This is a genomic window from Rhizorhabdus sp. GW822-FHT03C02, from assembly GCF_058801765.1.
Genome location: NZ_JBXANN010000001.1, coordinates 1,375,739 through 1,398,077, shown reverse-complemented (window position 1 = coordinate 1,398,077; position 22,339 = coordinate 1,375,739). Strand labels below are relative to the sequence as shown.

Genomic DNA, 22,339 nt, shown 5'->3' with positions numbered 1-22,339 from the left:
AGTCAGGCTTTAGCGCCGCGATCCTCCGGGGCAAGCCTCGCGAGCATCGATGCCAGTTCGAAAACGGTGGTCTGCTGGTCGAGCGAGAGCTGGACCGCGCTTTCGCCGATCGCGCGCGCCTGTTCCCACAGGTCGACCGCCTGGCGCATCGGCGCGCCGCGGCGACGTTTCGCCTCGACCGCGATGCGCGCCGGCACGCGCTCGAGAAACGCCTCGTAGCGCGGCTGCGCGGCCTTGAGCGCGAGTTGCTTGGCCAGCGCCGATCGCAGCGCGTTGGTCGGATCCCCCTCCCCGACCAGCCGCTCCATCGCCGCGTCGAGCCCGGCGACATCGAGCCCGGCGAAGCGCAATGCGCGGCCCGGCGAACCCTGGCCGACCCCGATCAAAGCGACGATCTCGGCCGCGGGCTCGTCGGGCAACTGCCGGTTGAGCGCGGTCATCATCTGGCTGTCGTCGAGCCGGTTGAACCGCAACTGCCGGCAGCGCGACCGGATCGTCGGCAGCAGCCGGCCCGGGGCCTGGCTGATCAGGAAGAAAGTGGTGCCGGCGGGCGGTTCCTCGAGATTCTTGAGCAGCGCATTGGCGGCGGGGCGTTCGAGATCGTCGATCGCGTCGATGATCACCGCCCGCCGCGGCGAGAAGCTCGGCGTGGTCGAGAACAGCCCCTGGAGCGAGCGCACCTGGTCGATGCTGATCGACCGCGCCAGATCGTCGGTCTTCTCGCGCGCGAGCCGGGTCAGCACCCGTATGTCGGGATGGCTGCCCTGGGCGATGAACTTGGCGATCGGATGATCGTCGGGGACGTCGAGCCCGGGCAGATGCACCGCAGGCCCGGCCGCGTCGGACAGCAGCCGGGTCGCCGCCTGCATCGCGAAGCTCGCCTTGCCGACGCCCTGCGGACCGGTCAGCAGCCAGGCATGGTGGAGCCGGCCCGAGTCCGCCGCCTCGCGAAAGGCGGCGGTCTGCTCGTCATGGCCGATCAGGCGCATGACCGCCTCAGGATAGGCCGAAAATATGGCGGATCGCGGCGATGATCCGGTCGAAGAAGCCGGCCGGACCGACATCGGCCGCCGCGACCAGCGGCAGCGCCTGCGGCGCCATGTTGGGACCGGTCACGACCAGATCGGCGATATGGTCGCCGGCCTTGAACGGCGCCTTGATCGGGCCGTTGTAGACGACCTTGGTCTTGAGGTCGCTGCCGAGCCCGGCGGGCACCGTCACCGACAGATCCTTCGGCGCGACCAGCGCCACCTCGGTGGTGTCGCCCTGCTGGACCTCGGCGGTCTGGACCTTGGTGCCCTTCTTGACCAGCGGCTTGGCCTGCCAGGCGCGGAAGCCCCAGTTCATGAACGACACCGACTGGTCGATCCGCTGGTTAGACGAGGTCAGCCCCGACAGCACCATGATCAGCCGACGGCCATTCTGCTCGGCCGATCCGGTGAAGCCATAGCCGGCTTCCTCGGTGTGGCCGGTCTTGAGCCCGTCGGCGCCGGCGACCCGGCCGAGCAACGGATCGCGATTCGCCTGGGTGATGTCGGCGCCCGATCCCAGCGTCTTGCCCCAGGTGAAGCTGGGCCGGCTGTAGAAGGTCTTGTAGAGCTTGGGATGCTCCTCGATCGTGCGCTGGGCCAACGTCGCGAGGTCGCGCGCGGTGACATAGGTGACGCCGCCGTCGGGCCAGCCGTTCGAGGTGCCGAAATGGCTGTTGGCGAGCCCGATCTCCTTGGCGCGCCGGTTCATCAGCTCGACAAAGGCGGGTTCGGTCCCCGAAATATGCTCGGCGAGCACGACGCAGGCGTCGTTGCCCGACAGAGTGACGATGCCGAACAGAAGATTGGCGACGCTGACCTGCTCGCCCGGCGACAGGAACATCGTCGATCCGGCGGCCGGACCATGCCATTGCTTCCAGGTCTCGGGACGCACCGTCGCCATCGAATCGAGCTTGAGCTCGCCCTTCCGGATCAGATCGAAGGCGACATAGACGGTCATCATCTTGGCCATCGACGCCGGCGGCATCCGCTGGTCGGGATTTTTCGCATAGAGAATCGCGCCCGACGACAGATCCTTCATGAAGGCGGTCGGCGCGGGCGTGTCGAATGGTGGCGCCGCCGCCTCGACGGGCATGGCGAGCGCGGCAAGCGCCGAAAACAGGGCAATAGTCTTACGCGTCATTGCGTCGGGTTCCCCTCCGAGGGTCGATCAGAAGCGCTGGGGATGCGTACCAGCCTGGCATCCTGATAGCCGCGGGTCCGCACCTGCGCCAGCGCGGTCGTCGCTTCGGTCTCGCTACGATAAGGTCCCATCCGCACCCGCCACAACGAACCGGCCGGCTCGACCCGTGCCGCGAGCAGCTCGGCGATATCCTCGGCGCGGGCACGATCGGCCACCGCCGCGACCTGGATGAAGAAGCCGCCGACCGGCACCGCCGTGTCAGGCACCGCGGCGGCGATCCGCGGCGGCGCCGGGCGATCGGGGGTGCGGCTGGCAAAGCGATTGGCGAGTTGGGCGAGTTCGCTGCGGCTCGCATAAGGCCGTTCGGACGCGGGCCGGCCCGAGCGCAGCGCGAGCCGGTCGGCATCCGACGGGAAGACCCGGCGCACCCGCACCCGCGACACGCCGGCACGCTCGATCCCCAGCAAGGTCGCGGTGCGTTTCGACAGGTCGATGATCCGGTTGGTGACGAACGGCCCGCGATCGTTGATCCGCACCAGCACGGTCCGCCCGGTATCGAGCGCGGTCACCTCGACATAGGAGGGCAAAGGCAGCGTCTTGTGGGCGGCGCCGACCCGATCCATGTCGAACTGCTCGCCATTGGCGGTCTGCCCGCCATGGAATTGCGCGCCATACCAGGAGGCGAGCCCGACCTCGTCATAGCCGGCCTCGTCGGACGGATAATACCAGATGCCCGCGACCTGATAGGGCTTGCCGACCTTGACCGGGCTGTCCGACACCGGCCCCGAAGGCCGCGGCTTCGGCCGGTTCGGCTCGGGTCGCGACGGATGCTGGCCCGACGGGCGCGGCCGCTGCGGCCCCTCGCGGCCGACGCAGGCGGCGAGGAACAGCGTCAGCAGGAGGGCAAAGGCCCTAGTTGAGGATCGCATCGGCAAGCAGTCCCACCGACAGCGCATAGAAATTCGAGCAGTTATAATCGAGGATCGAGCGGTAATTGGTGGTCAGCAGATAGCCGGTTCGTCCCGGCCCGTCGGGTTCGATCAGCACCGCCAGTTCGTCGTCGGCGGGAACGCGGGCGCCGAGCATCATCATCCCCTTCTGGCGCCACTCGGCGATCGTCAGCCAGCGGCTCTGGCGCGCGAACACCCGCGGGCAGCGCGGCGACACGATCACCGGCGCGATCGCGGCGCGATCGAAGCCATCGGGCACCCGCACCGCGATCCCCCAGGGAACATTGGGTTTCCAACCGGCATCGCGCAGATAATTGCCGATCGAGGCAAGCGCGTCGGGCTCGCTGGTCCAGATGTCGACCCGGCCATCACCATTGCCGTCGGTGCCGAGCCGCAGATAGGCCGAGGGCAGGAACTGCGGATAGCCGCTCGCCCCCGCCCAGCTGCCCTTGAGGGTGCCGCGCGGAATGCCGCGCTGGAGCAGCAGCAGCGTGTTGAGGAATTCATCCGCGAACAGCTCGCGGCGGCGCCCTTCATAAGCAAGCGTGCCGAGCGAGCGCAGCAGGTCGAAATTGCCGGTGAAGGTGCCATAGCCGGTCTCATGGCCGTAGATGGCGAGCATGATCTGCTCGGGCACCCCCATGCGCTGCTCGATCTTGATCAGCAGCGGCCGCAACGAACCATAGCGCGACCGGCCCATATTGATCCGGGTCGCATCGACATGGGTCGCGGCATAAGGCGCGAAGTCGGCCATCGAAGCGCTGGCGACGGTGGGATTGCCGCCGGGCTGGGCGCGATCGAGCCGGATCACCCGTGGATTGAAGCTCAGATCGCCGACGACGCTGTCGAACAGATTGCCGGCGATCCCCATCGACACCGCGCGCGGCCGCAGCGTCTGGAGATAGGCGCGCATCGCGAGATCCTCCGCCGGCACCACCGGCGCCACCTGGTCGGTCAGGCGCGCGGCATCGTCGGTGCTCTCGACCGGGGCTTCGGCCGTCGCCGCCGGTGTTTCCTGCGCAGCGGCAGCCGGCAGGCCCACCATAGCGAGCAGTATCGCGCTTCCCATCATCAAACCACGCACACCGGATACCATGTCGTCCCCTTCGTTCCTGCCGTCTGCTTGCCACAGCGCGCTCACGTAACGAAGGGGATTGATCGCGGCGGCGGCACGTCGTGACGCTTCATCGGCAGACTTCACCGGCGGATCAGCGACAGTTCGATATAGGGCGCGATCCAGCCGGGACCGATTCCGGTCAGTCTGCCGGCAGCGGAGACGAGCCGTGCGGCGGGCGACAACCGGCCGTGGATCGCGCGCCGGGCCTGCTTCCAGCCGCCCTGCCCAACGACTTCAAACCGACCGCGCAATGCCTTGGCCAGACTCAGCGGGCTCAGGCCGCGCTGCACGTCGCGACCGGTCAGGCGGTCGAAACCACGCGGCCAGTAATTGACGAACCAGCGCCCCGAATGGCCCTCGCGCGGCGACAGCCGGCTCGCGGTGCCACAGATGAGCATGCGCCCGCCAGGCCGCAATACCCGGTGAAGTTCGGCGATTACCCCGTCGAGCTGCGCCGCATCGACATATTCAAGGACGCTGTTGGCGAGGACGATGTCGAAGGATTGCGCTTCGAACGGCAGCGCGCGGGTGTCGGCGACATGGTGGAGCCCGCTGCCGTCAAGACCGTAGCGCGCGAGATTGGCGGCGGCGATCGGCGGCATGGCCGGATCGATATCGGCACCCTGCACGCGCGCGCCAAGTGCCGCCAGCACCACGGCCGAGCCACCGACATTGAAACCGAGCTCGAACATGTCGCATCCCGACACGCTTATCGCATAGACTTCAAGCAGCCTGCGCAGATGGCGCCATTCATAGTCGGCATAGCCGCCGACCCAGCGATCGGCCGGATCATGGCCAGCGGACCGCGCCGCATCCTCGAAGACCTTCTGCGCTGGCGATCCCGGATCGATCGGCGGAAGGCCGGGTGGCTGGTCGGATCTGCTCACACCCGCGATGTCGCATGTGTCCGCCGCCACGACAATCGGTGGATTTCGAGAGCGGCAGTGGCGGAGAGGGTGGGATTCGAACCCACGGATAGCTTGCACCATCGGCGGTTTTCAAGACCGCTGCCTTAAACCACTCGGCCACCTCTCCGCATCCCCGGCGGAAGGCAGCCCTTATCGGAGCGAAGCCGGTCAAGGCAAGCCCGAGGTCTTCGTTCGCTCCCGGCGTGATGATGGCTGGCCGGCTCGTTTTCGAACGGGCATCCGGACCGATCAGGTCGCCCCGGATGCCCCGCGAGCCGTCAGAACTTGAAATTGATGCGCGCGTAATAATAGCCGCCATTGATGCCGAAGGGCGAGATGGTCGGATATTTGCTCGTCGAATATCCCCGCTCGTTGTTCGCCAGTTCGGCGTTGCGGATGAACGCCTTCGAGCGCTCGGTCGGATATTTGTTGAACAGGTTGTTCGCGCCCAACGAGATCTTGATCGGTTCGGCCACCTGATATCCGACCTCGAGATCGGTGATGAACGAACTTTTCACCGGGACCTTGATCAGGTTGCCGGCATCGGGACCGCTGCGGGCGGTTTCGAAGCCGTAAACCTCGGAATAGAAGCTTTCGCGCGCGTTCACGCTGAACTTGCCCCAGTTCCACAGTGCGTTCAGCGTCGCCCGGAAGCGCGGCGTGCTATGTTCGAGTTCGACGACGCTGCCCGTATCAATCAGCGAGGTCAGGCCGGGATTGATCGTGCTCGAGTAGAGCGCCGACGGCAGTGCGTTGATGTCGAGCACCTTGTTCGCATTGTAGTTGCCGGTGAAGGTCAGGTCGAGCTTGCCCATACCGCCGAGATCGGCCGCGTATGTGGCCATCAGGTCGACCCCACGGGTCCGCATCTTCACCCCGTTGACGAAGCTCTGCACCGCGACGCTGCCGTCGGTCGCACGGTTGGTGCCATCGAACAGCACATAGCCCGGAATGGCGGTCGCCTCCGCCAGCGAACGAATGGTGGTGTTTCCGCCAAGGGCGCCGTTGACGGCGCCGAGCACCGCCAACTGGTTATAGATCTTGTAGAGGTCGTCATTATAGGGAAGGCAGGCGCCGGCGTTGCTCCCCGAATAGCCTGCGGGGCAACGATTGCCGGTGAAGCCATTGAAGCCGGACGAGATCATGATGCGATTGCGGATCGTGATCTGATAGGCATCGAGCGTGATGGTGAAGTTCGGCGCCGGATTGAGCACGAGGCCAAGGCTGAAGTTGGTCGATTTCTCCGGCTTGAGGCCACCGAAACCGAGCGCGCCTGCCGCAGCCGAGGCCGGTGGCAGCACGCCGCTGACCGAACTCGGGCCCACATTGATCCCCGAATAGCCGCCTTCGGCCAGGGTAGGCGCGCGGAAGCCCGTGCTGACGGTGCCGCGCAGTGCGAACGCGTCGGAGAAGTCATAGCGGCTCGTCAGCTTGAACACGGTGGTGTCGCCGAAGTCGCTATAATGCTCGTGGCGCACCGCGCCATCGACCAGCAGATGCTCGACCGGGCGCAGGCTGACGTCGAGATATTGCGAGAAGTTGTCGCGCTTGTAGGTGCCGGCGTCATTGGGGCTGTAGCCGAAGAAGGACTGCGCGCCGCCACCATAATAGGACGCCGGATCGCCGGCCTTGATGCCATAGCTTTCGTGGCGGAATTCAATGCCGCCGGCAACGTTCAGCGGCTCGGCGAGCCCGATGTCGAACTGATGGGTAAGGTCGAGCGTATTGCTCCACTGGGTCGCGAAGAAATCGCCGTCATGGAAGGTCGTCGGGGTGAAGCCGGTGTCGCGATAAAGCTGGGCATTGGCAGACTGCAGGACATAGACCTTGATGAAGTCCTTGCCATAGGTCGAAGCCAGGTCGAAGCTGGTCTCTCCCACATTGCCTTTCAGACCGCCGGTGAACGCATAATCGGTTTCGTCGATGCTCTCCTGCGGCGCGAAGCCGCCGGGATAGAAAGGCACCCCCGCGGCGCTGACCACCGTCGTCGGCGGGCGGGTATTCTCGTAAGCGGTGGCCTTCTTATGGCCATAGCTGCCGAAGCCATAAAGCTCGAAATCGCCGAACTCATAGCCCGAGGCGAAATTCGCGACGGTCTGGTCGATCTTGGGATCGCCGATGATCCGGTTGGTGTAGGGATAGCCCGGCAGGTTCTTGATCGCCGGATAGGTCGTCGAGAGGGTCACGGCCTGGGGATTGATGTCGCCGCGGAAGCTGAAGCCCTTGTGCTTCTTCTGCGCCGACAGATTGAGATAGGCGCCCTCGAACGGCGCGATGCCGATATTGCCGCCTACGGCATAGGTCTTGCCGCCCTGATCATAATATTGGCCACCGGTGACGTTGAACGTACCGCCATGATCGGCCTTCTTCTGGATGAAGTTGATCACCCCGGCGATCGCATCGGTGCCATACTGCGCGGCGGCACCGTCCTGCAGAACTTCGACATGGTCGATCGAGTCCGGGACGATGAAGCTGATATCGGGTGCGGCACTGCCGCCATAGGGCCCGCCGGCAACCGAGACGTTGGCGGTGCCGTGCCGGCGCTTGCCATTGACGAGGATCAGCGTGTGGTTGGGGCTGAGACCGCGCAGCTTCAATTGGAGATTATGCGCCTGGAGATCGCTGCCAAAGGATTGGGCCTGAATCGAAGGGAGATTCTGCGCGAGACTGGTGAGAAGATCGGGAGAGCCGGTGCGTTGCAGCGCATCGTTACCGAGCAACTGGATCGGCGCCGGGCTGTCGGCGGCCTTCATGCCCGTCGTTCGGGTGCCCGTGACGATGATCGTCGAATTGTCGGCTTCTTCCGCCGCCGCAGGTGCATTTTGCGCCAGCGCTGCCGTTGCCGAGAGACAGGCGACCGCGATCGCCGTCAGCGAAACTATCCGGACATTCCTCATTTGCGCCCCCTAAAAGATCATTATCCTTCAGGATCATCGCTCTCGGCTGACAAAACCATTACCGAAAATAAATATCGACCAGACACCAAAATAGATCACACTTGCACAAGTATAATTCTCGCACATCAGCGCCTAGCATCCGATATTTACAATCGAATCACACTCAGGTCGTCATTATGAATTTAGATTAACCGAATGTTACGTACTGGCAACGCGCTTAATGCATTTTCATGCAAATCTATTACTTATCGCCAGACGACAAGACTGCCGTGATCCGGTTCGTGCAAAATTGGACCTGTCGAGAGTAAGACGTTCGACAATCGCAAACCCGCCAAGGGGCGTGCGAAATTTCGCGCAGACGACATGCCGATCTGGCCCTTGGCCAGTCAGGCTAGAGTATTTTCAAGTCCGGTGGAATCAGCTGACGGCTCGGAAAATACGGAAAACAAAGACAATCTAGAGCATGTCCTGATCAATCTGATCAGGACATGCTCTAGGTGAGAAGCTTCAGTTCTCGAACAGCCGCGGCATCATCCGCTTCAGCACCACCGCAACCATGAGGCCGACCAGGATCGCCGCGCTGTCGGCGATCCAGTCCCACACGCTCGCGTCGCGGCCGATGAACGGCATCGCCTGGCTGAGCTCGATCCAGATACCGTAAGCCGACAGCCACAGCCCGGTCGTCCACCAGCGCCGCGCGGGCCAGGCGGCGCGCGCGAGCAGGGTCAGCGTCAGGAAGGCGAGCATATGGTCGGTCTTGTCGCCGGCCTGGAAGCTCGGCGCCTCCTCGCCCGGCATGATCGCGGCGCCATAGGAGAAGAGCAGCGCCGCCCAGAACAGGGCGATCTTGGCAAGGCGGAAGCGTGTCATCGGCCGATCCGATCAGGAGCATCGATAGGGGGCAGACATGAAAATGGCCGGGAAATCCCGGCCATCCCATATCGCCAAGGGCGATGCGATCACTTCTTGGTGAGCGAGAGCCCGCCGAAGCGCTTGTTGAACTTGGCCACCTGGCCCGCCGTGTCGAGCATCGAGCCGCGGCCGCCGGTCCAGGCCGGGTGCACCGAGGGATCGATATCGAGCTGCAGCGTGTCGCCTTCCGAACCATAGGTCGAACGGGTCTTGTAGGTGGTGCCGTCGGTCAGCTGGACGGTGATCATGTGATAGTCGGGATGGATGTCTTTTTTCATTACCTGGCTCCGGTATCATGGCTGGTTTCCGACCAGCCCGGGGACGCGAAGCGGCGCCTGTACAGGCATCGCCTCGGAATAACAAGCATTTCAGCGATCGGGGTCGCCGGGGGCCGCAAAGCCGAGATAGGCGAGCCGGCGGACTTCGCGCCGGCCGCGCACGACGGTGTCGAGGATCAGCCCGCAGAACAGGTTGAACACCGCCAGGATCACCATGCCGGTGACCAGGATCGCGGTCGGGAAGCGCGGCACCAGCCCGGTCTGGGCGTAGGTGACGACCAGCGGGATCGCGAGGAGGATCGCCGCCAGCGCGAGCAGCAGCCCGATCGCACCGAAGAACAGCACCGGCTTTTCGACCCGGAACAGCGTGCCGATCGTCCGCAGGATCCGCCAGCCGTCGCGATAGGTCGACAATTTCGAGGTCGATCCCTCGGGCCGCGCGCCATAAGCGGTGACCAGCTCGCCGACCGGCATCTGCAGTTCGAGCGCGTGGACGCTGATCTCGGTCTCGATCTCGAAACCCGCCGACAGCACCGGGAAGCTCTTGACGAAGCGCCGCGAGAATATCCGGTATCCCGACAATATGTCGGAGAAGCTGCGGCCGAACAGCTGGGCGAGCAGCCCGGTCAGCACCCGGTTGCCGAGCCGATGGCCGCGCCGATAGGCTTCCTCGACCTCCGACTTGCGGGCGCCGACGACCATGTCGAGCCGCTCGTCGAGCATCATCCGGATCATCTCGGGCGCCGCGGCGGCGTCATAGGTCGCATCGCCGTCGGCCATCACATAGATGTCGGCCTCGACGTCGGAGAACATCCGGCGCACGACATTGCCCTTGCCCTGCATGCGCTCGGTGCGGACGATCGCGCCCGCCGCTCGCGCGACCTCGACCGTGCGGTCGCTGCTGTTGTTGTCGAACACATAGATGCGCGCATCGGGGAGCGCCGCGCGAAAACCTGCGACGGTGGCGGCGATCGCCGCCTCTTCATTATAGCAGGGAAGGATGACCGCGATCGAAGCTTGCATGGCGCCGCTCTAGCCCCGCCGACCGGCGCTGTCATCCCGCCGCGTCTGCCACGCCAGCAGCGCGATCGCACCGAAGAAGGGCAGCAGCCAGATCAACCGCGCCTGGTAGCGCGACTGGGGTTCGGAAATCCCGCCCCCGAGCAGCGCGTTGACGATCATCGCGGTCGCGAGCAGCCCGATCCACAAGGCGAGATCGCGATCGCGGTCGCTCCATCGCCGCCGCGCCGTCGCCCACAGGCCGATCGCAGCGATCGCAGCGAAGACGGTGGCGTAATAGACGATCGTCATCAGCATCTGGGGCCACAGGCCGCGACCGCCCATGCTCGCCTGCATCCGACGATATTCGCGGTCGGGCAAAGCCGCCCAGCAATCGAAGCGCCGGAAGCAATTGGCGTTGAGCAGGTCGACCTCGAACCGCGCGATCTGGCTGGCGCCGTTGCGCAGGATCGCCGCCGACTGGTCGAGCGGATAGGCGCCGAGCACCGCGAGGCCGAACGCCTTGTCCTGCTCGGATATCCGTTCGCGGGTGACCGGATCGGCGATCAGGAACACCCCGACCCTGGGATCGCGTGACCACAGGAAGCTGGTGGCATCGACCGGCGGACGCCCCTTATAGGCGCAGATCGCGAAGCCCGATTGCGGGCAATGCTCGGCAATGAAGCGCGCCCCCGGCCCGTCGGCGATGAAACGCGCGGTCAGCAGCGGCACCAGCAGCGGCTTCTTGCCGAACTGCTGCTGGACGACGATGTCGGTGACCAGAACCGACGCCATGCCGATCGCGACGACGACCAGACCCGCAAACGAAGGCCGGATCAGCCGGGCGAAGCGCGGCCGATGGAGCATCGCAAGCGCGAGCCCGGCCAACGCCACCGCGAGCAGGATGAAGATATGGGTGAGGTGCGAAACGACCGATGCCAGCATCGTCGCGACGACGAGCAGCCGTTCGCCGCGGCTCAGCCGCCCGCGATCGATCAGCAGGATCAGCATCGCGAGCAGTCCGAGCGCGGCGAGAAGATCGGGCAGCAGCAGCCCGACCACCAGAGGCAATGTGCTGAGCAGCGACAGCCCGCCGATCACCGCCGCGACCGCCGGCCGCGCGACGATCCCGAACAGCCGCAGGCCGATCCGGATCAGCGCATAGGCGACCGCGGCCTGCGCGAGCACGAACAGCCAGAAGCTGCTGAGCACATAGCTGAGCCAGAGCAGCATCCCGAAATAGGGCGATCGCCCCGCCATCACGCTGCCATGGCTGATGTCGTTGCCATTGGCCCCGAGCCGGACCGGCGCCGGCGCGCTTGCCGCGACTGACCGCTGCGGCAGGCTGTGGCGATAACGGTCGCTCCACACCGTCGTGACGGTCTTGCCCGAGAAGAGATAGACCGCGCTGTCCGCCGCCCGGACATAGGAGGTCGTGTCGGGAAAATAGAAGGGCTGGCGGTTGAGCAGCGCCGGCCAGCACAAGGCCGCGACACAGGCGAGGTGGAACAACAGACGCGCGGCGACATCGATCGCCCGGCGCAGCGGCTCACGATCCTGGGAGGGACTCGGCAGAGCCACGCCTTTCATTACCCCGCGCAATATCAACAAATTCTGCCCCCCAGCGCGATCACCTTCGATATTGCCGCGTCCAAAAGCAAGCTGCGATTGATGGGCCTCCCGGTGAGGACTAGGCAGGGATGATGACTGATACGCGATCTCGAAGATGCTGACGCATCCTCGATCGATTTGCTCAAGCGCCGCACGGGCTGATACCAGGTCTCGGCGAGTCAGGCTCACCGAGACCTGGTATGAGGAGACACGGCGGCGATGATCGAAAGACTGCGCGATATCATGGCGCGGCTGCGCGACCCCGAAACCGGCTGTCCCTGGGACGTCCAGCAGGATTTCCGGACGATCGCCCCCTATACGATCGAGGAAGCCTATGAAGTCGCCGACGCGATCGAGCGCGACGACATGGCGGCGCTGCGCGACGAACTCGGCGATCTCCAGCTCCAGGTGGTGTTCCATGCCCGCATCGCCGAGGAGGCCGGCGCCTTCGCGCTCGGCGACGTGCTCGATTCGATCTCGGAAAAAATGATCCGCCGCCACCCGCATGTCTTCGGCGACGGGACCAACCCCGGCTGGGAGGAAATCAAGGCGGTCGAGCGTGGCGCGAAGGAAACCGATCGCAGCGCGCTGGCCGGGGTAGCGATCACCCTGCCCGCGCTGCTGCGCGCCGAGAAGCTCCAGAAACGCGCGGCGCGCACCGGCTTCGACTGGCCCGACGCCACCGGCGCGCGCGCCAAGGTCGAGGAGGAAATCCTCGAGGTCGACACCGCCACTTCGCCCGATCACCGGGCCGAGGAAATCGGCGACCTGCTGTTCGCGGTGGTCAACTGGGCGCGCAAGTTCGGCATCGATCCCGAAGCGGCACTGCGCCAGGCCAATGCCAAGTTCGAGACCCGCTTCCGGGCGATGGAAGAGATCGCCGGCGAGGCGTTTGCCGGGCTCGACCTTGACGCGAAGGAAGAGTTGTGGGTCCAAGCAAAGCGGAGAACATGAGCGAGATTATCGCTACAAGATATTGATTTTATACCGTCATGCTGAACTTGTTTCAGCATCCACCGTGCGACAAGGGGCCGTTCCCGAGTGGAAGAGTGGATGCTGAAACAAGTTCAGCATGACGGCGTGGTAAATGGCGAAGGGCCCCGGCTCAGCGCGATTCGAAGCGCGCGAGATCCTCGTCGGCGAGCCGGACCTCGACCACCAGCCGATCGCCATCGACCTCCTGCCCCAGCACCTCGCCATGCTGGTGGAGCCAGGCAGCACCCGCGCCGTCGGCGAGCGCCAGGGTCAGCGTGCGGACGCGCTTGCCGCCGCTCAGCCGGTCGGAGACGGTGCGGCGAAAGGCGTCCATCCCCTCGCCCGACAGCGCGGACAGCGTGACCACATCCTCGCGCCGCGCGGCTTCGGCCTCGGTGGCATCGCGGGTCTCGGGATCGAGCAGGTCGATCTTGTTCCAGACCTCGAGGATAGGCGCCCCGGCTTCGCCCGACTCCTTGCTTTCCGGTGCCTTGGGACCGACCCCGATTTCGCCGAGAACGCCAAGCACGTCCGCGGCCTGGGCGTCGCTGTCGGGATGGGCGATGTCGCGGACATGGACGATAAGGTCCGCCCCGGTCACCTCCTCGAGGGTCGCGCGGAAGGCGGCGACGAGCTGGGTCGGCAGATCGGAAACGAAGCCCACCGTATCGGACAGGATCGCCTTGTCGATGCCGGGCAGTGAAATCTGCCGCATCGTCGGATCGAGCGTCGCGAACAACAGATCCTCGGCCATCACCGTCGCCCCGGTGATCCGGTTGAACAGGGTCGACTTGCCGGCATTGGTATAGCCGACCAGCGCGATCACCGGCCAGGGTGCGCGCTGGCGCCGGGCGCGGTGGAGGCCGCGGGTGCGGCGGACCTGTTCGAGCTCGCGGCGCAATTTCGCCATCCGGTCGCGGATCAGCCGGCGGTCGGCCTCGATCTGGGTTTCGCCGGGACCGCCGAGAAAGCCGAAGCCGCCGCGCTGGCGCTCGAGATGGGTCCAACTGCGCACCAGCCGGCCCGCTTGATAGTCGAGATGGGCGAGTTCGACCTGCAGCCGCCCTTCGGCGGTCGCGGCACGCTCGCCGAAAATCTCGAGGATCAGCCCGGTGCGGTCGATCACCTTGGCATCGATCGCCTTTTCGAGATTGCGCTGCTGGATCGGCGACAGCGCGCCATCGACGATGATCAGATGTGCCTCGGCCTGGCGCGCGGCGAGCGCGATCTGTTCGACCTGTCCCGACCCGAACAGGGTCGCGGGCTTGGGATCGCGCAGCCGGAAGGCGAGCTTCTCGACGACCTCGACGCCGATCGCCGCGGCGAGGCCCGCGGCCTCGTCGAGGCGCGAGTCCGCGCTGCGCTGGCTGTCGCCGGCGCGTTCGGGAAGAGCCACGAGCGCACGCGCGCCGCGGCTCAGCCCATCGTCGTCCTCACGGTTGAAAACGCTCAATCGTCGTCCGAATCATCGACCTCGGCGAGGTTCAGCGGGTGAGCCGGCTGAACTGTCGAGATCGCATGCTTGTAGACGAGCTGGCTGAGGCCGTCGCGCCGCAGCAACATGCAGAACAGGTCGTAGGCGGCGATTTCGCCCTGGAGCATCACGCCATTGACCAGGAACATCGTCACCGGCTCGCGCGCCTTGCGCACCGCCGACAGGAAGACTTCCTGGAGCAGATGCGATTTGCGCTCCTCGAAATTCTTGTCGATGTCGGTCAGGTCGACCGGATGCGCGGGCATCACCGTCGAGATCGCATGTTTGTAGATCAGCTGCGACTGGCCGTCGCGGCGGAGCAGCACCGAGAAATTGTCGAACCAGGTGATGATCCCCTGGAGCTTGACGCCCTTCACCAGGAACATGGTGACGGGGGTCTTGGTCTTGCGCACCGAGTTCAGGAAAATATCCTGAAGATTGTTGACCTTATCGGCCATTGCCGGTCTCCGGTCTTGGCGGATCATTGCCCGCTGTGACGCCGTTGCATGGCGTTTTGCGTGACCCGCCGATTGCGGGCACCGGGGGATATTAGCGTAGCAAGTCCAGCGCGTCCATCTCGCAGTCGCAGCATATCCTATAAATCATTCGCCCTCTTCGTCGCGCGGATCGACCAGCCCGAGCGTCTTGAGCTTGCGGTGCAGCGCCGAGCGTTCCATCCCGATGAATGTCGCGGTGCGCGAGATATTGCCCGAGAAGCGGCGGATCTGGACACGCAGATATTCGCGCTCGAAGGTCTCGCGCGCTTCGCGCAGCGGGGTGCCCATGATCGACCGTGCCGCCTCGCCCGGCGCCAGCCGCGCCTGATCGTTGAGGATTTCGGGCGGGAGCATGTCGATCTCGATCCGGCCGATCCGTTCGCCCGGCGCCAGGATGATCGTGCGCTCGACGATGTTGCGCAGCTGGCGGACATTGCCCGGCCAGTCGAACGCCTGGAGGACGCCAACCGCGTCCTCGGTGACCAGCGGCGTCCCCACCCGCCGTTCGGAGGCGAAGCGCGCGACATAATGGTCGACCAGCGCGGGAATGTCCTCGCGCCGCTCGTTGAGCGCCGGGATATGCACCGGCACGACGTTGAGCCGGTAGTAGAGATCCTCACGGAAGCGCCCCGCCTCGATCTCGGCGGTGAGGCTGCGCGCGGTCGCCGAGACGACACGGACGTCGACCTTGACGATCCGCTGCCCGCCGACCCGGTTGAACGCCTGTTCGGTGAGCACCCGCAATATCTTGGCCTGCGCGGTCACCGGCATGTCGGCGATCTCGTCGAGGAACAATGTCCCGCCATGCGCCTGTTCGAGCAGGCCATGGCGCAGCACCTCGCCGCCGCCATCCTCGACTCCGAACAATTCCTCCTCGACCCGCTCGGGCTCCATCCGCGCCGCGCTGACGACGATGAACGGCGCCTGCGCGCGCGGGCTCCAGGCATGGAGCAACCGTGCCGCGACCTCCTTGCCGACCCCGGCTGGTCCGGTGATCAGCACCCGGCTGCCGGTCGAAGCGACGCGCTTGAGGGTCGCGCGCACGCCATTGATCGCCGCGGAATTGCCGGTGAGTTCCTCTTCCTGGCCGATCTGCGCCTTGAGGCTGGCATTTTCGCGGCGCAGCCGGTCGGTTTCGGTCGCACGGCCGACCAGCAGCAGCAGCCGCTCGGCCTCGAACGGCTTCTCGATGAAGTCGACCGCACCGCGGCGGATCGCGGTGACCGCGGTGTCGAGATTGCCATGCCCCGAGATCATCAGCACCGGCAGGCTGGAATCCCGGCGCTTGATCTCGTCGAGCAGGTCGAGCCCGTCGAGCTTCGATCCCTGCAGCCAGACATCGAGCAGCACCAGCGATGGCCGGCGTTCGGCGATCGCGGCGAGCGCCGCATCGCTGTCGGCCGCGGTGCGCGCGGCATAGCCTTCGTCCTCGAGCACGCCCGCCACGAGTTCGCGGATATCGGCCTCGTCGTCGACGATCAGAATCTCAAGCGCCATATCATCCGTTTCCGCTTCTGGTCAGTGCCGGCAAGCGCGGCTCATCCGCCTCGTCGTAGGTGGTTTCGCCCTGGGCGATGCCCGCCAGGGTGGTGAGGCTGAAGTCGAGTTCGACCATCGTGCCGCCGCCGGGACGGTCGCGGAAGGCGATCGTTCCGAAATGATCCTCGACGATCTTGCGAACGATCGCGAGCCCCAGGCCGGTGCCCTTGGTCCGGGTGGTCATATAGGGCTCGGTCAGCCGGTCGCGCTCGGCCGGCAGGCCGGGGCCATTGTCCGCGAGCAGGATCCGCAGCCGGCCGCCATCGGATGCGATCTTCATCGCGATCACCCCCGGCGCATGCTGATCCTTATTTTCTTCAATGGCTTCGACCGCATTCTTGACAAGATTGGTGAGCGCCTGGCCGAGCAGCCGGCGGTCGCAGACCATCATCTGCGCGACATCGCCTTCGAGGCTGAAGCTGATCGCGGGATGCGCGACCTCGTGGAGGAACAGCGCCTGGCGACCGATATCGACGATCGCCTCCTCGCCGAAATTGGGGCGCGGCATCCGGGCGAAGGACGAGAATTCGTCGACGATCCGGCGCATGTCGCCGACCTGGCGGACGATCGTCGCGGTCAGCCGCTCGAACACCGCCGGATCGGAGGTGACCTCCTTGCCATAGCGACGCTGGAGACGCTCGGCGGCGAGCTGGATCGGGGTCAGCGGGTTCTTGATCTCGTGGGCGATGCGGCGGGCGACATCGGCCCAGGCGGCGCGACGCTGGTCGGCAAGCTGCTGGGTGATGTCGTCGAAGGTCAGAATATGGCCGGCCTCGTCCTCCACCGCCCGCACCGCCAGCGTCTTGGGCTCGCCGGCGACGACGAGCTGGAGCACCGCCTCGCGATCGCCGGCCGCGAGCATATGGTCGAGCTCGGCCGAAACGTCGGCCAGCGCGACGCCCTCGATCGCCTCGGGCAGGTCGAGCATCGTGATCGCCGACGGGTTGACCAGCGTCACCCGCCGGTTCTGGTCGACCGAGACGATCCCCGCGGTGACCCCCGACAGCACCGCCTCGATGAACGAGCGACGGCTTTCAAGCTGGCTGTTGGCCGAGACCAGCGCGCCGGTCTGTTCGCCCAGCTTGCGGGTCATCCGATTGAAGGCACTGGCGAGCGAGCCGATCTCGTCCTGCCCCTGCCCCGCCTGGACCCGCGCCGACAGATCGCCGTCGGCGACCCGGCGCGCGGCGGCGACCAGATCGTTGACCGGCCGCACCAGCCGGTCGGCCACCGTCATCGCCACCCAGATCGCGATGCCGAGAATCATCAGCGAGACGATCATCAGGGTGATGTTGAAGCGGATCTGGAGCGCGCGGGACCGGTCGAGCAGGCTGACATAGTCGCTCAGCGCCGAACGCGCGCGCGCCGCCTGGTTGAGCACGACCTTGTCCGACGCCCGCGACACGTAGAGATAGGTCTGGCTGGCGCGGTCGAGCAGGATCGTCCCCTCGATCCGATCGCCGGCCTCGGCGGTGATCAGCGAATTGCCGGTCTGCATGAACTGCAGCGTGGCGAGCGGGAGCCGCTTTTCGAGCGGCCGCTTGTCGAGATTGCCGAGCGCGATCAGCTGCAGCGATCCGTCGCGATCGACCTGGATGATCGCCGCCTCGGACAGGTTGCGATAGGCGATCTGGCGCGCGAAGAACGGGGCGAAGCGCGGATCGTCCATCGTCGTGTTGGTCAGCACCTCGCGGGTGTCGCCCGACATCGCCTCGAGTTCGCCGCGCAGCCGGTCCTTCGACTCGGTAACATAGGCCTGGGCGACGCGCTCGGCGCTCGCCAGCACCACCCGGGCATTGTTCGAAAACCAGAATTCGATGCCGAACTGGAACAGCAGCGAGGCGAAGATCACCACGAGCAGCGTCGGCACCGTCGCGATCACCGAGAACAGAGCGACCAGCCGGACGTGCAGCCGGGCCTTGCCGCCGAGTTCGGACCGCGCCGCGCGGCCCTGGGCGATCCGCTGCGCGACCAGCACCATCAGCCCCATCAGCGGGACGAGGTTGACGACGAGGAGCAGCGCCACGGTCGGTGGGTTCATCAGCCGCTCGGGGGTGCCCGCGCCGGTAATGAACAAATAGCTGCTGATCGCGATCACCACGACCAGCAGCGGGGTCACGACCTCGAGCCAGGGAATGATGCGGCGAAGCGGCAGGCTGGCGGCAAGCCGCCTGCGCAATCGTAACATTCTCCGCGCCATCGCCGTCATCGTGGCACTGATACCACATTGCTGTTGCACGACAAGCACAGTGGATCGCGCTTCACGTCACGGCCGGCACGGTCCGGCGCGCGGTTCAGTCGGTACGCCGCCCGATGCCGGTCTCGACCCCCAGTTCGGTCAGCTTCTTGCGCAACGTGTTGCGGTTGATGCCGAGCAGTCGCGCGGCGCGCAGTTGGTTGCCCTTGGCGGCGGCCATGCTCAGCCGCATCAGCGGACGTTCGATCTCCTGCAGGATGCGGTCGTAGAGTCCGTCGGGGGGCAGATCGCGGCCGAAGGTGGCGAAATAGCGCGCCAGATGCATCTCGACCGCGTCGGCGAGGCCGCCGGCATGGGCCATCGTCGCCGACGGCAGGTCGCCGCTGCCCCCCGACAATTCGAACTGCTGCTCGACCAGCGCGGCGCTGATCACATCCTCGCGGGCGAGCGCGGCGAGGCGGCGCATCAGATTTTCGAGTTCGCGGACATTGCCCGGCCAGGCATAATGAACCAGCCGGTCGATCGCGCCGGCGTCGAGCGTCTTGCGCGGCAGCCCGTCGGCCGCGGCGCGATCGAGGAAGAAGCGCGCCAGTTCGCCGATATCGTCGCCGCGCTGGCGCAGCGCCGGCAGCCGGATCGGCACGACGTTCAGCCGATAATAGAGATCCTCGCGGAAGCCGCCTTCGGCGATCAGCCGCTGGAGATCCTTGTGGGTGGCGGCGATGATCCGGACATCGGCGCGGATCGAACGCGATCCGCCGACGGTGGTGAACTCGCCGGCCTGGAGGACGCGCAGCAGCCGGGTCTGTGCCTCCATCGGCATGTCGCCGATCTCGTCGAGGAACAGGGTGCCGCCCTGCGCCTGTTCGAACCGCCCCGCGGTGCGGCTCTGGGCGCCGGTGAAGGCGCCGCGCTCATGCCCGAACAATTCGCTCTCGATCAGTTCGCGCGGGATCGCCGCCATGTTGACCGCGACGAACGGCGCCGCCGCGCGCGGGCCGAAATCATGGATCGCGCGTGCGACCAGTTCCTTGCCGGTGCCCGATTCGCCGAGCACCAGCACGGTGAGGTCATTGGCGACGACGCGGGCGATCGTGCGATAGACCTCCTGCATCGGCGGCGAACGGCCGATCAGCGGCAAATCCTCGCCGGCGTCGCCGACCGGCCCCGCCTGCCCCGCCGCCGCGCGGGTGGCGAGCGCGTCGGCGACCGCCCGGGTCAGTTCGCCCAGATCGAACGGCTTGGGCAGATAGTCGAACGCCCCCTGTTCGGTGGCGCGCAGTGCAGTGGTGAAGGTGTTCTGCGCCGACAGCACGATCACCGGCAGCCCGGGATTGCCGGCGAGCATCTCGGGGATCATGTCGAGGCCGTTGCCGTCGGGCAGCATCACGTCGGTGACCAGCACCTGCGGATTGAAGCTGGCGAACAGCCGGCGCTGCTCGGCGACCGAGGCCGCGGTCTCGACGATATGGCCGGCGCGGCGCAGCGCCTCGCGCACGACGGTGCGGATCGCGCCGTCATCATCGACGACGAGCACCCGCCCGCCGCCGGCGACGATCGCGCTATCGTTCATGCCGTCACCCGGGCACGCGGCAGCAGCAGGCGGAACACGGTCCGCTCCGGTTGACCTTCGCGCGCATATTCGATGATGCCTCCCTGATCGGATACGAGTTTCTCGACGAGCGCGAGGCCGAGCCCACTCCCCGTCCTTTTGGTGGTGACGAACGGGTCGAACAAATGGCCCTCGATATCGCGCGACGCGCCGGGACCGTCGTCGATCACGCACAGCTCGATCGGCAGCGGCTGGCGCGAATCGTCGCCGGCGCGCCGCATCGATACGCCGTGGCGATAGGCGGTGGTCAGCGTGATCACCCCGGGGCCGTCGCCGATCGCCTCGGCGGCGTTCTTGAGCAGATTGATGAGGATCTGGATCAGCGAGTCGCGATGGCCGAGCACCGCCGGCAACGATGGATCGTAGACCTCGCGGATCGTCCGTCCCGCCGCGAAACCGGCGAGGGCGACGTCGCGGGCGTGGCCGAGGATCGCATGGATATTCTGCGGCTCCATCTCCATCGGCCGCGTGTCGGTGAAGCCCTGCATCCGGTCGATCAGTGCGGCGACGCGGTCGACCTCCTCGCGGATCAGCCGGGTGAGCCCCTTCGAATCCTCGTCGCAACTCTGTTCGAGCAGTTGCGCGGCGCCGCGGACCGCCGACAGCGGATTCTTGATCTCGTGCGCGAGCATTGCCGCCGCCGCGACCGCGGTCCGGGTACCGCTCTCGCGCTCGCTCGATCGCGACAGGAACGGTCCGCGGGCATGGTGGTGGACGCTGACGATCCGCCAGCCGATCCGGTCGGGGACAGGGCCGATCGCCAGATCGACCTTCACCCGGCGCGGGCCGGGCAGGACGATGTCGAGATCATAGGCCGCGAACGGGGTGTCGTTCGGCATCGAGTTCAGCGGATGGCCGATCGCCTCCTCGATCCCGCGGCCGATCACCAGATTGCGGCTGATGTTGAACAGCGATTCGCACGCGGCATTGATGTCCATCACCATGCCGTCGGGATCGATCGTCAGCACCGCGGTCGCCATCGCCGCGAGCACGTCGGCAGCCGACGGCCGCTCGGCCGCCCGGTCGGCGGCCGAGCGGCGCCCGAAACGGATCAGGCCGCTGCCCGGGAGAGCCATGGACTATAAAATTCTGCGAGCATCGCCACCACCCGCCGGGCATCGGGCTCCTGGTTCACCTTGAACCGGAAATCGGCCGAACCATGGAGGCCCTTGGTGTACCAGCCGATATGCTTGCGGGCCATATTGACCCCGGTCTCGGCGCCATAATGTTCGAGCATCGCGTCATAATGCGCTGCGATCACGCGATATTGTTCGTCGATCGACGGATCTGGCAGCCGCTCGCCGGTCTGCAGATAGCGCATCACCTGGTTGAGCACCCAGGGCCGGCCATAGGAGCCGCGACCGATCATCAGACCGTCGGCGCCCGACTGGTCGAGTGCGGTCACCGCATCGTCGATCGTGCAGATGTCGCCATTGACGATGACCGGGATCGTCACCGCATCCTTGACCTTGCGGACGAACGCCCAGTCGGCCTCGCCCTTGTACATCTGGCAGCGGGTACGGCCATGGACGGTGATCATCTGCACGCCGATATCCTGGGCGATGCGCGCCAGCTCGGGGGCGTTGAGGCTGGCATGGTCCCAGCCCATCCGCATCTTGAGCGTGACCGGAACGTCGACCGCCTCGACCGTCGCCTTGATGATCGCGACCGCAAGCTCGGGGGTGCGCATCAATGCCGACCCGGCATCGCCGTTGACGACCTTGCGCACCGGGCAGCCCATGTTGATGTCGACGATCGCCGCGCCGCGATCGGCGACCAGCTTGGCCGCCTCGCCCATTTCATGCGGGGTGCAGCCGACCAGCTGCATCGACACCGGCTCCTCGATCGCGTCCCACATCGCCTTCTGGACCGACTGACGGGTCTCGCGGATCGCCGCCTGGCTGGCGATCATCTCGGTGACGTTGAGCCCCGATCCATAGCGTCGCACGACCTTGCGGAACGGCAGGTCGCTCACCCCCGTCATGGGGGCGAGAATCACGGGCGTCTCGATCCGGACCGGACCGATCTCGATGGGTTTGAGCCGGGGTGTCATGAAAGCCAAATTGCCTAAAAAAGCGGCACCCTCTTAACCGCAAAGCCACCGGCGGGCAAGCTCTCGACGAAATCGCTCCCGCTCCAGATTTTCTTCGTTTTCCGCATTCTCCGGGTCGTCAGGTGATTCCACCTGACTTGAGAATGCT

General features: G+C 66.0%; 18 protein-coding genes and 1 tRNA gene. 1 reads left to right on the top strand and 18 read right to left on the bottom strand.

Features of this window, described 5'->3' with window-relative positions:
- Nucleotides 1-2 precede the first annotated feature (2 nt).
- The 11 genes from AC1RM6_RS06375 to AC1RM6_RS06325 form a co-directional block, all read right to left on the bottom strand.
- Nucleotides 3-989 (bottom strand): DNA polymerase III delta subunit-related protein, encoded by a 987-nt coding sequence (locus AC1RM6_RS06375; RefSeq protein ID WP_493099190.1) that lies wholly within the window; start codon nucleotides 987-989, stop codon nucleotides 3-5.
- A 7-nt stretch (nucleotides 990-996) separates the two neighbouring features.
- Complete coding sequence (locus AC1RM6_RS06370) at nucleotides 997-2,172, bottom strand: D-alanyl-D-alanine carboxypeptidase family protein (RefSeq protein WP_493099188.1); 1,176 nt, start codon at nucleotides 2,170-2,172, stop codon at nucleotides 997-999.
- The gene (locus AC1RM6_RS06365) at nucleotides 2,169-3,101 is read right to left on the bottom strand and encodes a septal ring lytic transglycosylase RlpA family protein (protein WP_493099186.1); all 933 of its coding nucleotides are present in this window, start codon (nucleotides 3,099-3,101) and stop codon (nucleotides 2,169-2,171) included. The genes AC1RM6_RS06370 and AC1RM6_RS06365 overlap by 4 nt, the downstream gene beginning before the upstream one ends.
- Complete coding sequence (locus tag AC1RM6_RS06360) at nucleotides 3,085-4,194, bottom strand: lytic murein transglycosylase (RefSeq protein ID WP_493099560.1); 1,110 nt, start codon at nucleotides 4,192-4,194, stop codon at nucleotides 3,085-3,087. Before AC1RM6_RS06360 ends, AC1RM6_RS06365 begins: the two co-directional genes overlap by 17 nt.
- A gap of 125 nt (nucleotides 4,195-4,319) precedes the next feature.
- Nucleotides 4,320-5,126 (bottom strand): class I SAM-dependent methyltransferase, encoded by an 807-nt coding sequence (locus AC1RM6_RS06355; RefSeq protein ID WP_493099184.1) that lies wholly within the window; start codon nucleotides 5,124-5,126, stop codon nucleotides 4,320-4,322.
- A 58-nt stretch (nucleotides 5,127-5,184) separates the two neighbouring features.
- Nucleotides 5,185-5,274: transfer RNA gene (locus AC1RM6_RS06350), tRNA-Ser, on the bottom strand.
- Between the two features lie 151 nt (nucleotides 5,275-5,425).
- Nucleotides 5,426-8,044 (bottom strand): TonB-dependent receptor plug domain-containing protein, encoded by a 2,619-nt coding sequence (locus AC1RM6_RS06345; RefSeq protein ID WP_493099182.1) that lies wholly within the window; start codon nucleotides 8,042-8,044, stop codon nucleotides 5,426-5,428.
- A 507-nt stretch (nucleotides 8,045-8,551) separates the two neighbouring features.
- Entirely contained in the window at nucleotides 8,552-8,914 is a 363-nt protein-coding gene (locus AC1RM6_RS06340) for a VanZ family protein (protein WP_493099180.1), read from the bottom strand.
- Nucleotides 8,915-9,003: 89 nt separating this feature from the next.
- Nucleotides 9,004-9,234, bottom strand: coding sequence for a 50S ribosomal protein L31 (rpmE, locus tag AC1RM6_RS06335; protein ID WP_493099178.1), 231 nt, complete (start codon nucleotides 9,232-9,234; stop codon nucleotides 9,004-9,006).
- Nucleotides 9,235-9,324: 90 nt separating this feature from the next.
- On the bottom strand, nucleotides 9,325-10,257 hold the full coding sequence (locus AC1RM6_RS06330; RefSeq protein WP_493099176.1) for a glycosyltransferase family 2 protein: 933 nt from the start codon (nucleotides 10,255-10,257) through the stop codon (nucleotides 9,325-9,327).
- A 9-nt stretch (nucleotides 10,258-10,266) separates the two neighbouring features.
- A complete protein-coding gene (locus AC1RM6_RS06325) occupies nucleotides 10,267-11,814 on the bottom strand; it encodes a hypothetical protein (RefSeq protein ID WP_493099175.1) in 1,548 nt (515 codons plus the stop codon).
- 249 nt (nucleotides 11,815-12,063) lie between these two features.
- Here AC1RM6_RS06325 and mazG point away from each other — a divergent pair, with 249 nt between their 5' ends.
- Nucleotides 12,064-12,798 carry a nucleoside triphosphate pyrophosphohydrolase gene (mazG, locus tag AC1RM6_RS06320; RefSeq protein WP_493099173.1) on the top strand — a complete coding sequence of 245 codons (735 nt, stop codon included), beginning with the start codon at nucleotides 12,064-12,066 and terminating at the stop codon, nucleotides 12,796-12,798.
- A 151-nt stretch (nucleotides 12,799-12,949) separates the two neighbouring features.
- Here the strand turns inward: mazG and hflX are convergent, their stop codons facing one another.
- The 7 genes from hflX to dusB all read right to left on the bottom strand — a co-directional run bounded on the left by hflX (nucleotide 12,950) and on the right by dusB (nucleotide 22,191).
- Nucleotides 12,950-14,272, bottom strand: a complete 1,323-nt coding sequence (gene hflX / locus AC1RM6_RS06315; protein WP_493099171.1) for a GTPase HflX — start codon at nucleotides 14,270-14,272, stop codon at nucleotides 12,950-12,952.
- Nucleotides 14,269-14,751: an RNA chaperone Hfq gene (hfq, locus tag AC1RM6_RS06310; RefSeq protein WP_493099169.1), complete on the bottom strand. Its 483-nt coding sequence runs from the start codon at nucleotides 14,749-14,751 to the stop codon at nucleotides 14,269-14,271. Before hfq ends, hflX begins: the two co-directional genes overlap by 4 nt.
- A 144-nt stretch (nucleotides 14,752-14,895) precedes the next feature.
- Nucleotides 14,896-16,287 carry a nitrogen assimilation response regulator NtrX gene (gene ntrX / locus AC1RM6_RS06305; protein ID WP_493099167.1) on the bottom strand — a complete coding sequence of 464 codons (1,392 nt, stop codon included), beginning with the start codon at nucleotides 16,285-16,287 and terminating at the stop codon, nucleotides 14,896-14,898.
- Between the two features lies 1 nt (nucleotide 16,288).
- The gene (locus AC1RM6_RS06300) at nucleotides 16,289-18,517 is read right to left on the bottom strand and encodes a sensor histidine kinase (protein ID WP_493099165.1); all 2,229 of its coding nucleotides are present in this window, start codon (nucleotides 18,515-18,517) and stop codon (nucleotides 16,289-16,291) included.
- Nucleotides 18,518-18,623: 106 nt separating this feature from the next.
- Nucleotides 18,624-20,099: a nitrogen regulation protein NR(I) gene (gene ntrC, locus AC1RM6_RS06295; protein WP_493099163.1), complete on the bottom strand. Its 1,476-nt coding sequence runs from the start codon at nucleotides 20,097-20,099 to the stop codon at nucleotides 18,624-18,626.
- Nucleotides 20,096-21,214, bottom strand: coding sequence for a two-component system sensor histidine kinase NtrB (locus tag AC1RM6_RS06290; RefSeq protein ID WP_493099161.1), 1,119 nt, complete (start codon nucleotides 21,212-21,214; stop codon nucleotides 20,096-20,098). Before AC1RM6_RS06290 ends, ntrC begins: the two co-directional genes overlap by 4 nt.
- A complete protein-coding gene (dusB, locus tag AC1RM6_RS06285; RefSeq protein WP_493099159.1) occupies nucleotides 21,190-22,191 on the bottom strand; it encodes a tRNA dihydrouridine synthase DusB in 1,002 nt (333 codons plus the stop codon). Before dusB ends, AC1RM6_RS06290 begins: the two co-directional genes overlap by 25 nt.
- Nucleotides 22,192-22,339 lie beyond the last annotated feature (148 nt).

Coding starts and splice junctions, on each gene's coding strand:
- AC1RM6_RS06360 (WP_493099560.1), bottom strand. CDS start 4,194: ATGATGGGAAGCGCGATACTGCTCGCTATGGTGGGCCTGCCGGCTGCC.
- rpmE (WP_493099178.1), bottom strand. CDS start 9,234: ATGAAAAAAGACATCCATCCCGACTATCACATGATCACCGTCCAGCTG.
- ntrX (WP_493099167.1), bottom strand. CDS start 16,287: ATGGCGCTTGAGATTCTGATCGTCGACGACGAGGCCGATATCCGCGAA.
- ntrC (WP_493099163.1), bottom strand. CDS start 20,099: ATGAACGATAGCGCGATCGTCGCCGGCGGCGGGCGGGTGCTCGTCGTC.
- AC1RM6_RS06330 (WP_493099176.1), bottom strand. CDS start 10,257: ATGCAAGCTTCGATCGCGGTCATCCTTCCCTGCTATAATGAAGAGGCG.
- AC1RM6_RS06370 (WP_493099188.1), bottom strand. CDS start 2,172: ATGACGCGTAAGACTATTGCCCTGTTTTCGGCGCTTGCCGCGCTCGCC.
- AC1RM6_RS06345 (WP_493099182.1), bottom strand. CDS start 8,044: ATGAGGAATGTCCGGATAGTTTCGCTGACGGCGATCGCGGTCGCCTGT.
- mazG (WP_493099173.1), top strand. CDS start 12,064: ATGATCGAAAGACTGCGCGATATCATGGCGCGGCTGCGCGACCCCGAA.
- hfq (WP_493099169.1), bottom strand. CDS start 14,751: ATGGCCGATAAGGTCAACAATCTTCAGGATATTTTCCTGAACTCGGTG.
- AC1RM6_RS06340 (WP_493099180.1), bottom strand. CDS start 8,914: ATGACACGCTTCCGCCTTGCCAAGATCGCCCTGTTCTGGGCGGCGCTG.
- dusB (WP_493099159.1), bottom strand. CDS start 22,191: ATGACACCCCGGCTCAAACCCATCGAGATCGGTCCGGTCCGGATCGAG.
- AC1RM6_RS06375 (WP_493099190.1), bottom strand. CDS start 989: ATGCGCCTGATCGGCCATGACGAGCAGACCGCCGCCTTTCGCGAGGCG.
- AC1RM6_RS06365 (WP_493099186.1), bottom strand. CDS start 3,101: ATGCGATCCTCAACTAGGGCCTTTGCCCTCCTGCTGACGCTGTTCCTC.
- AC1RM6_RS06290 (WP_493099161.1), bottom strand. CDS start 21,214: ATGGCTCTCCCGGGCAGCGGCCTGATCCGTTTCGGGCGCCGCTCGGCC.
- AC1RM6_RS06300 (WP_493099165.1), bottom strand. CDS start 18,517: ATGTTACGATTGCGCAGGCGGCTTGCCGCCAGCCTGCCGCTTCGCCGC.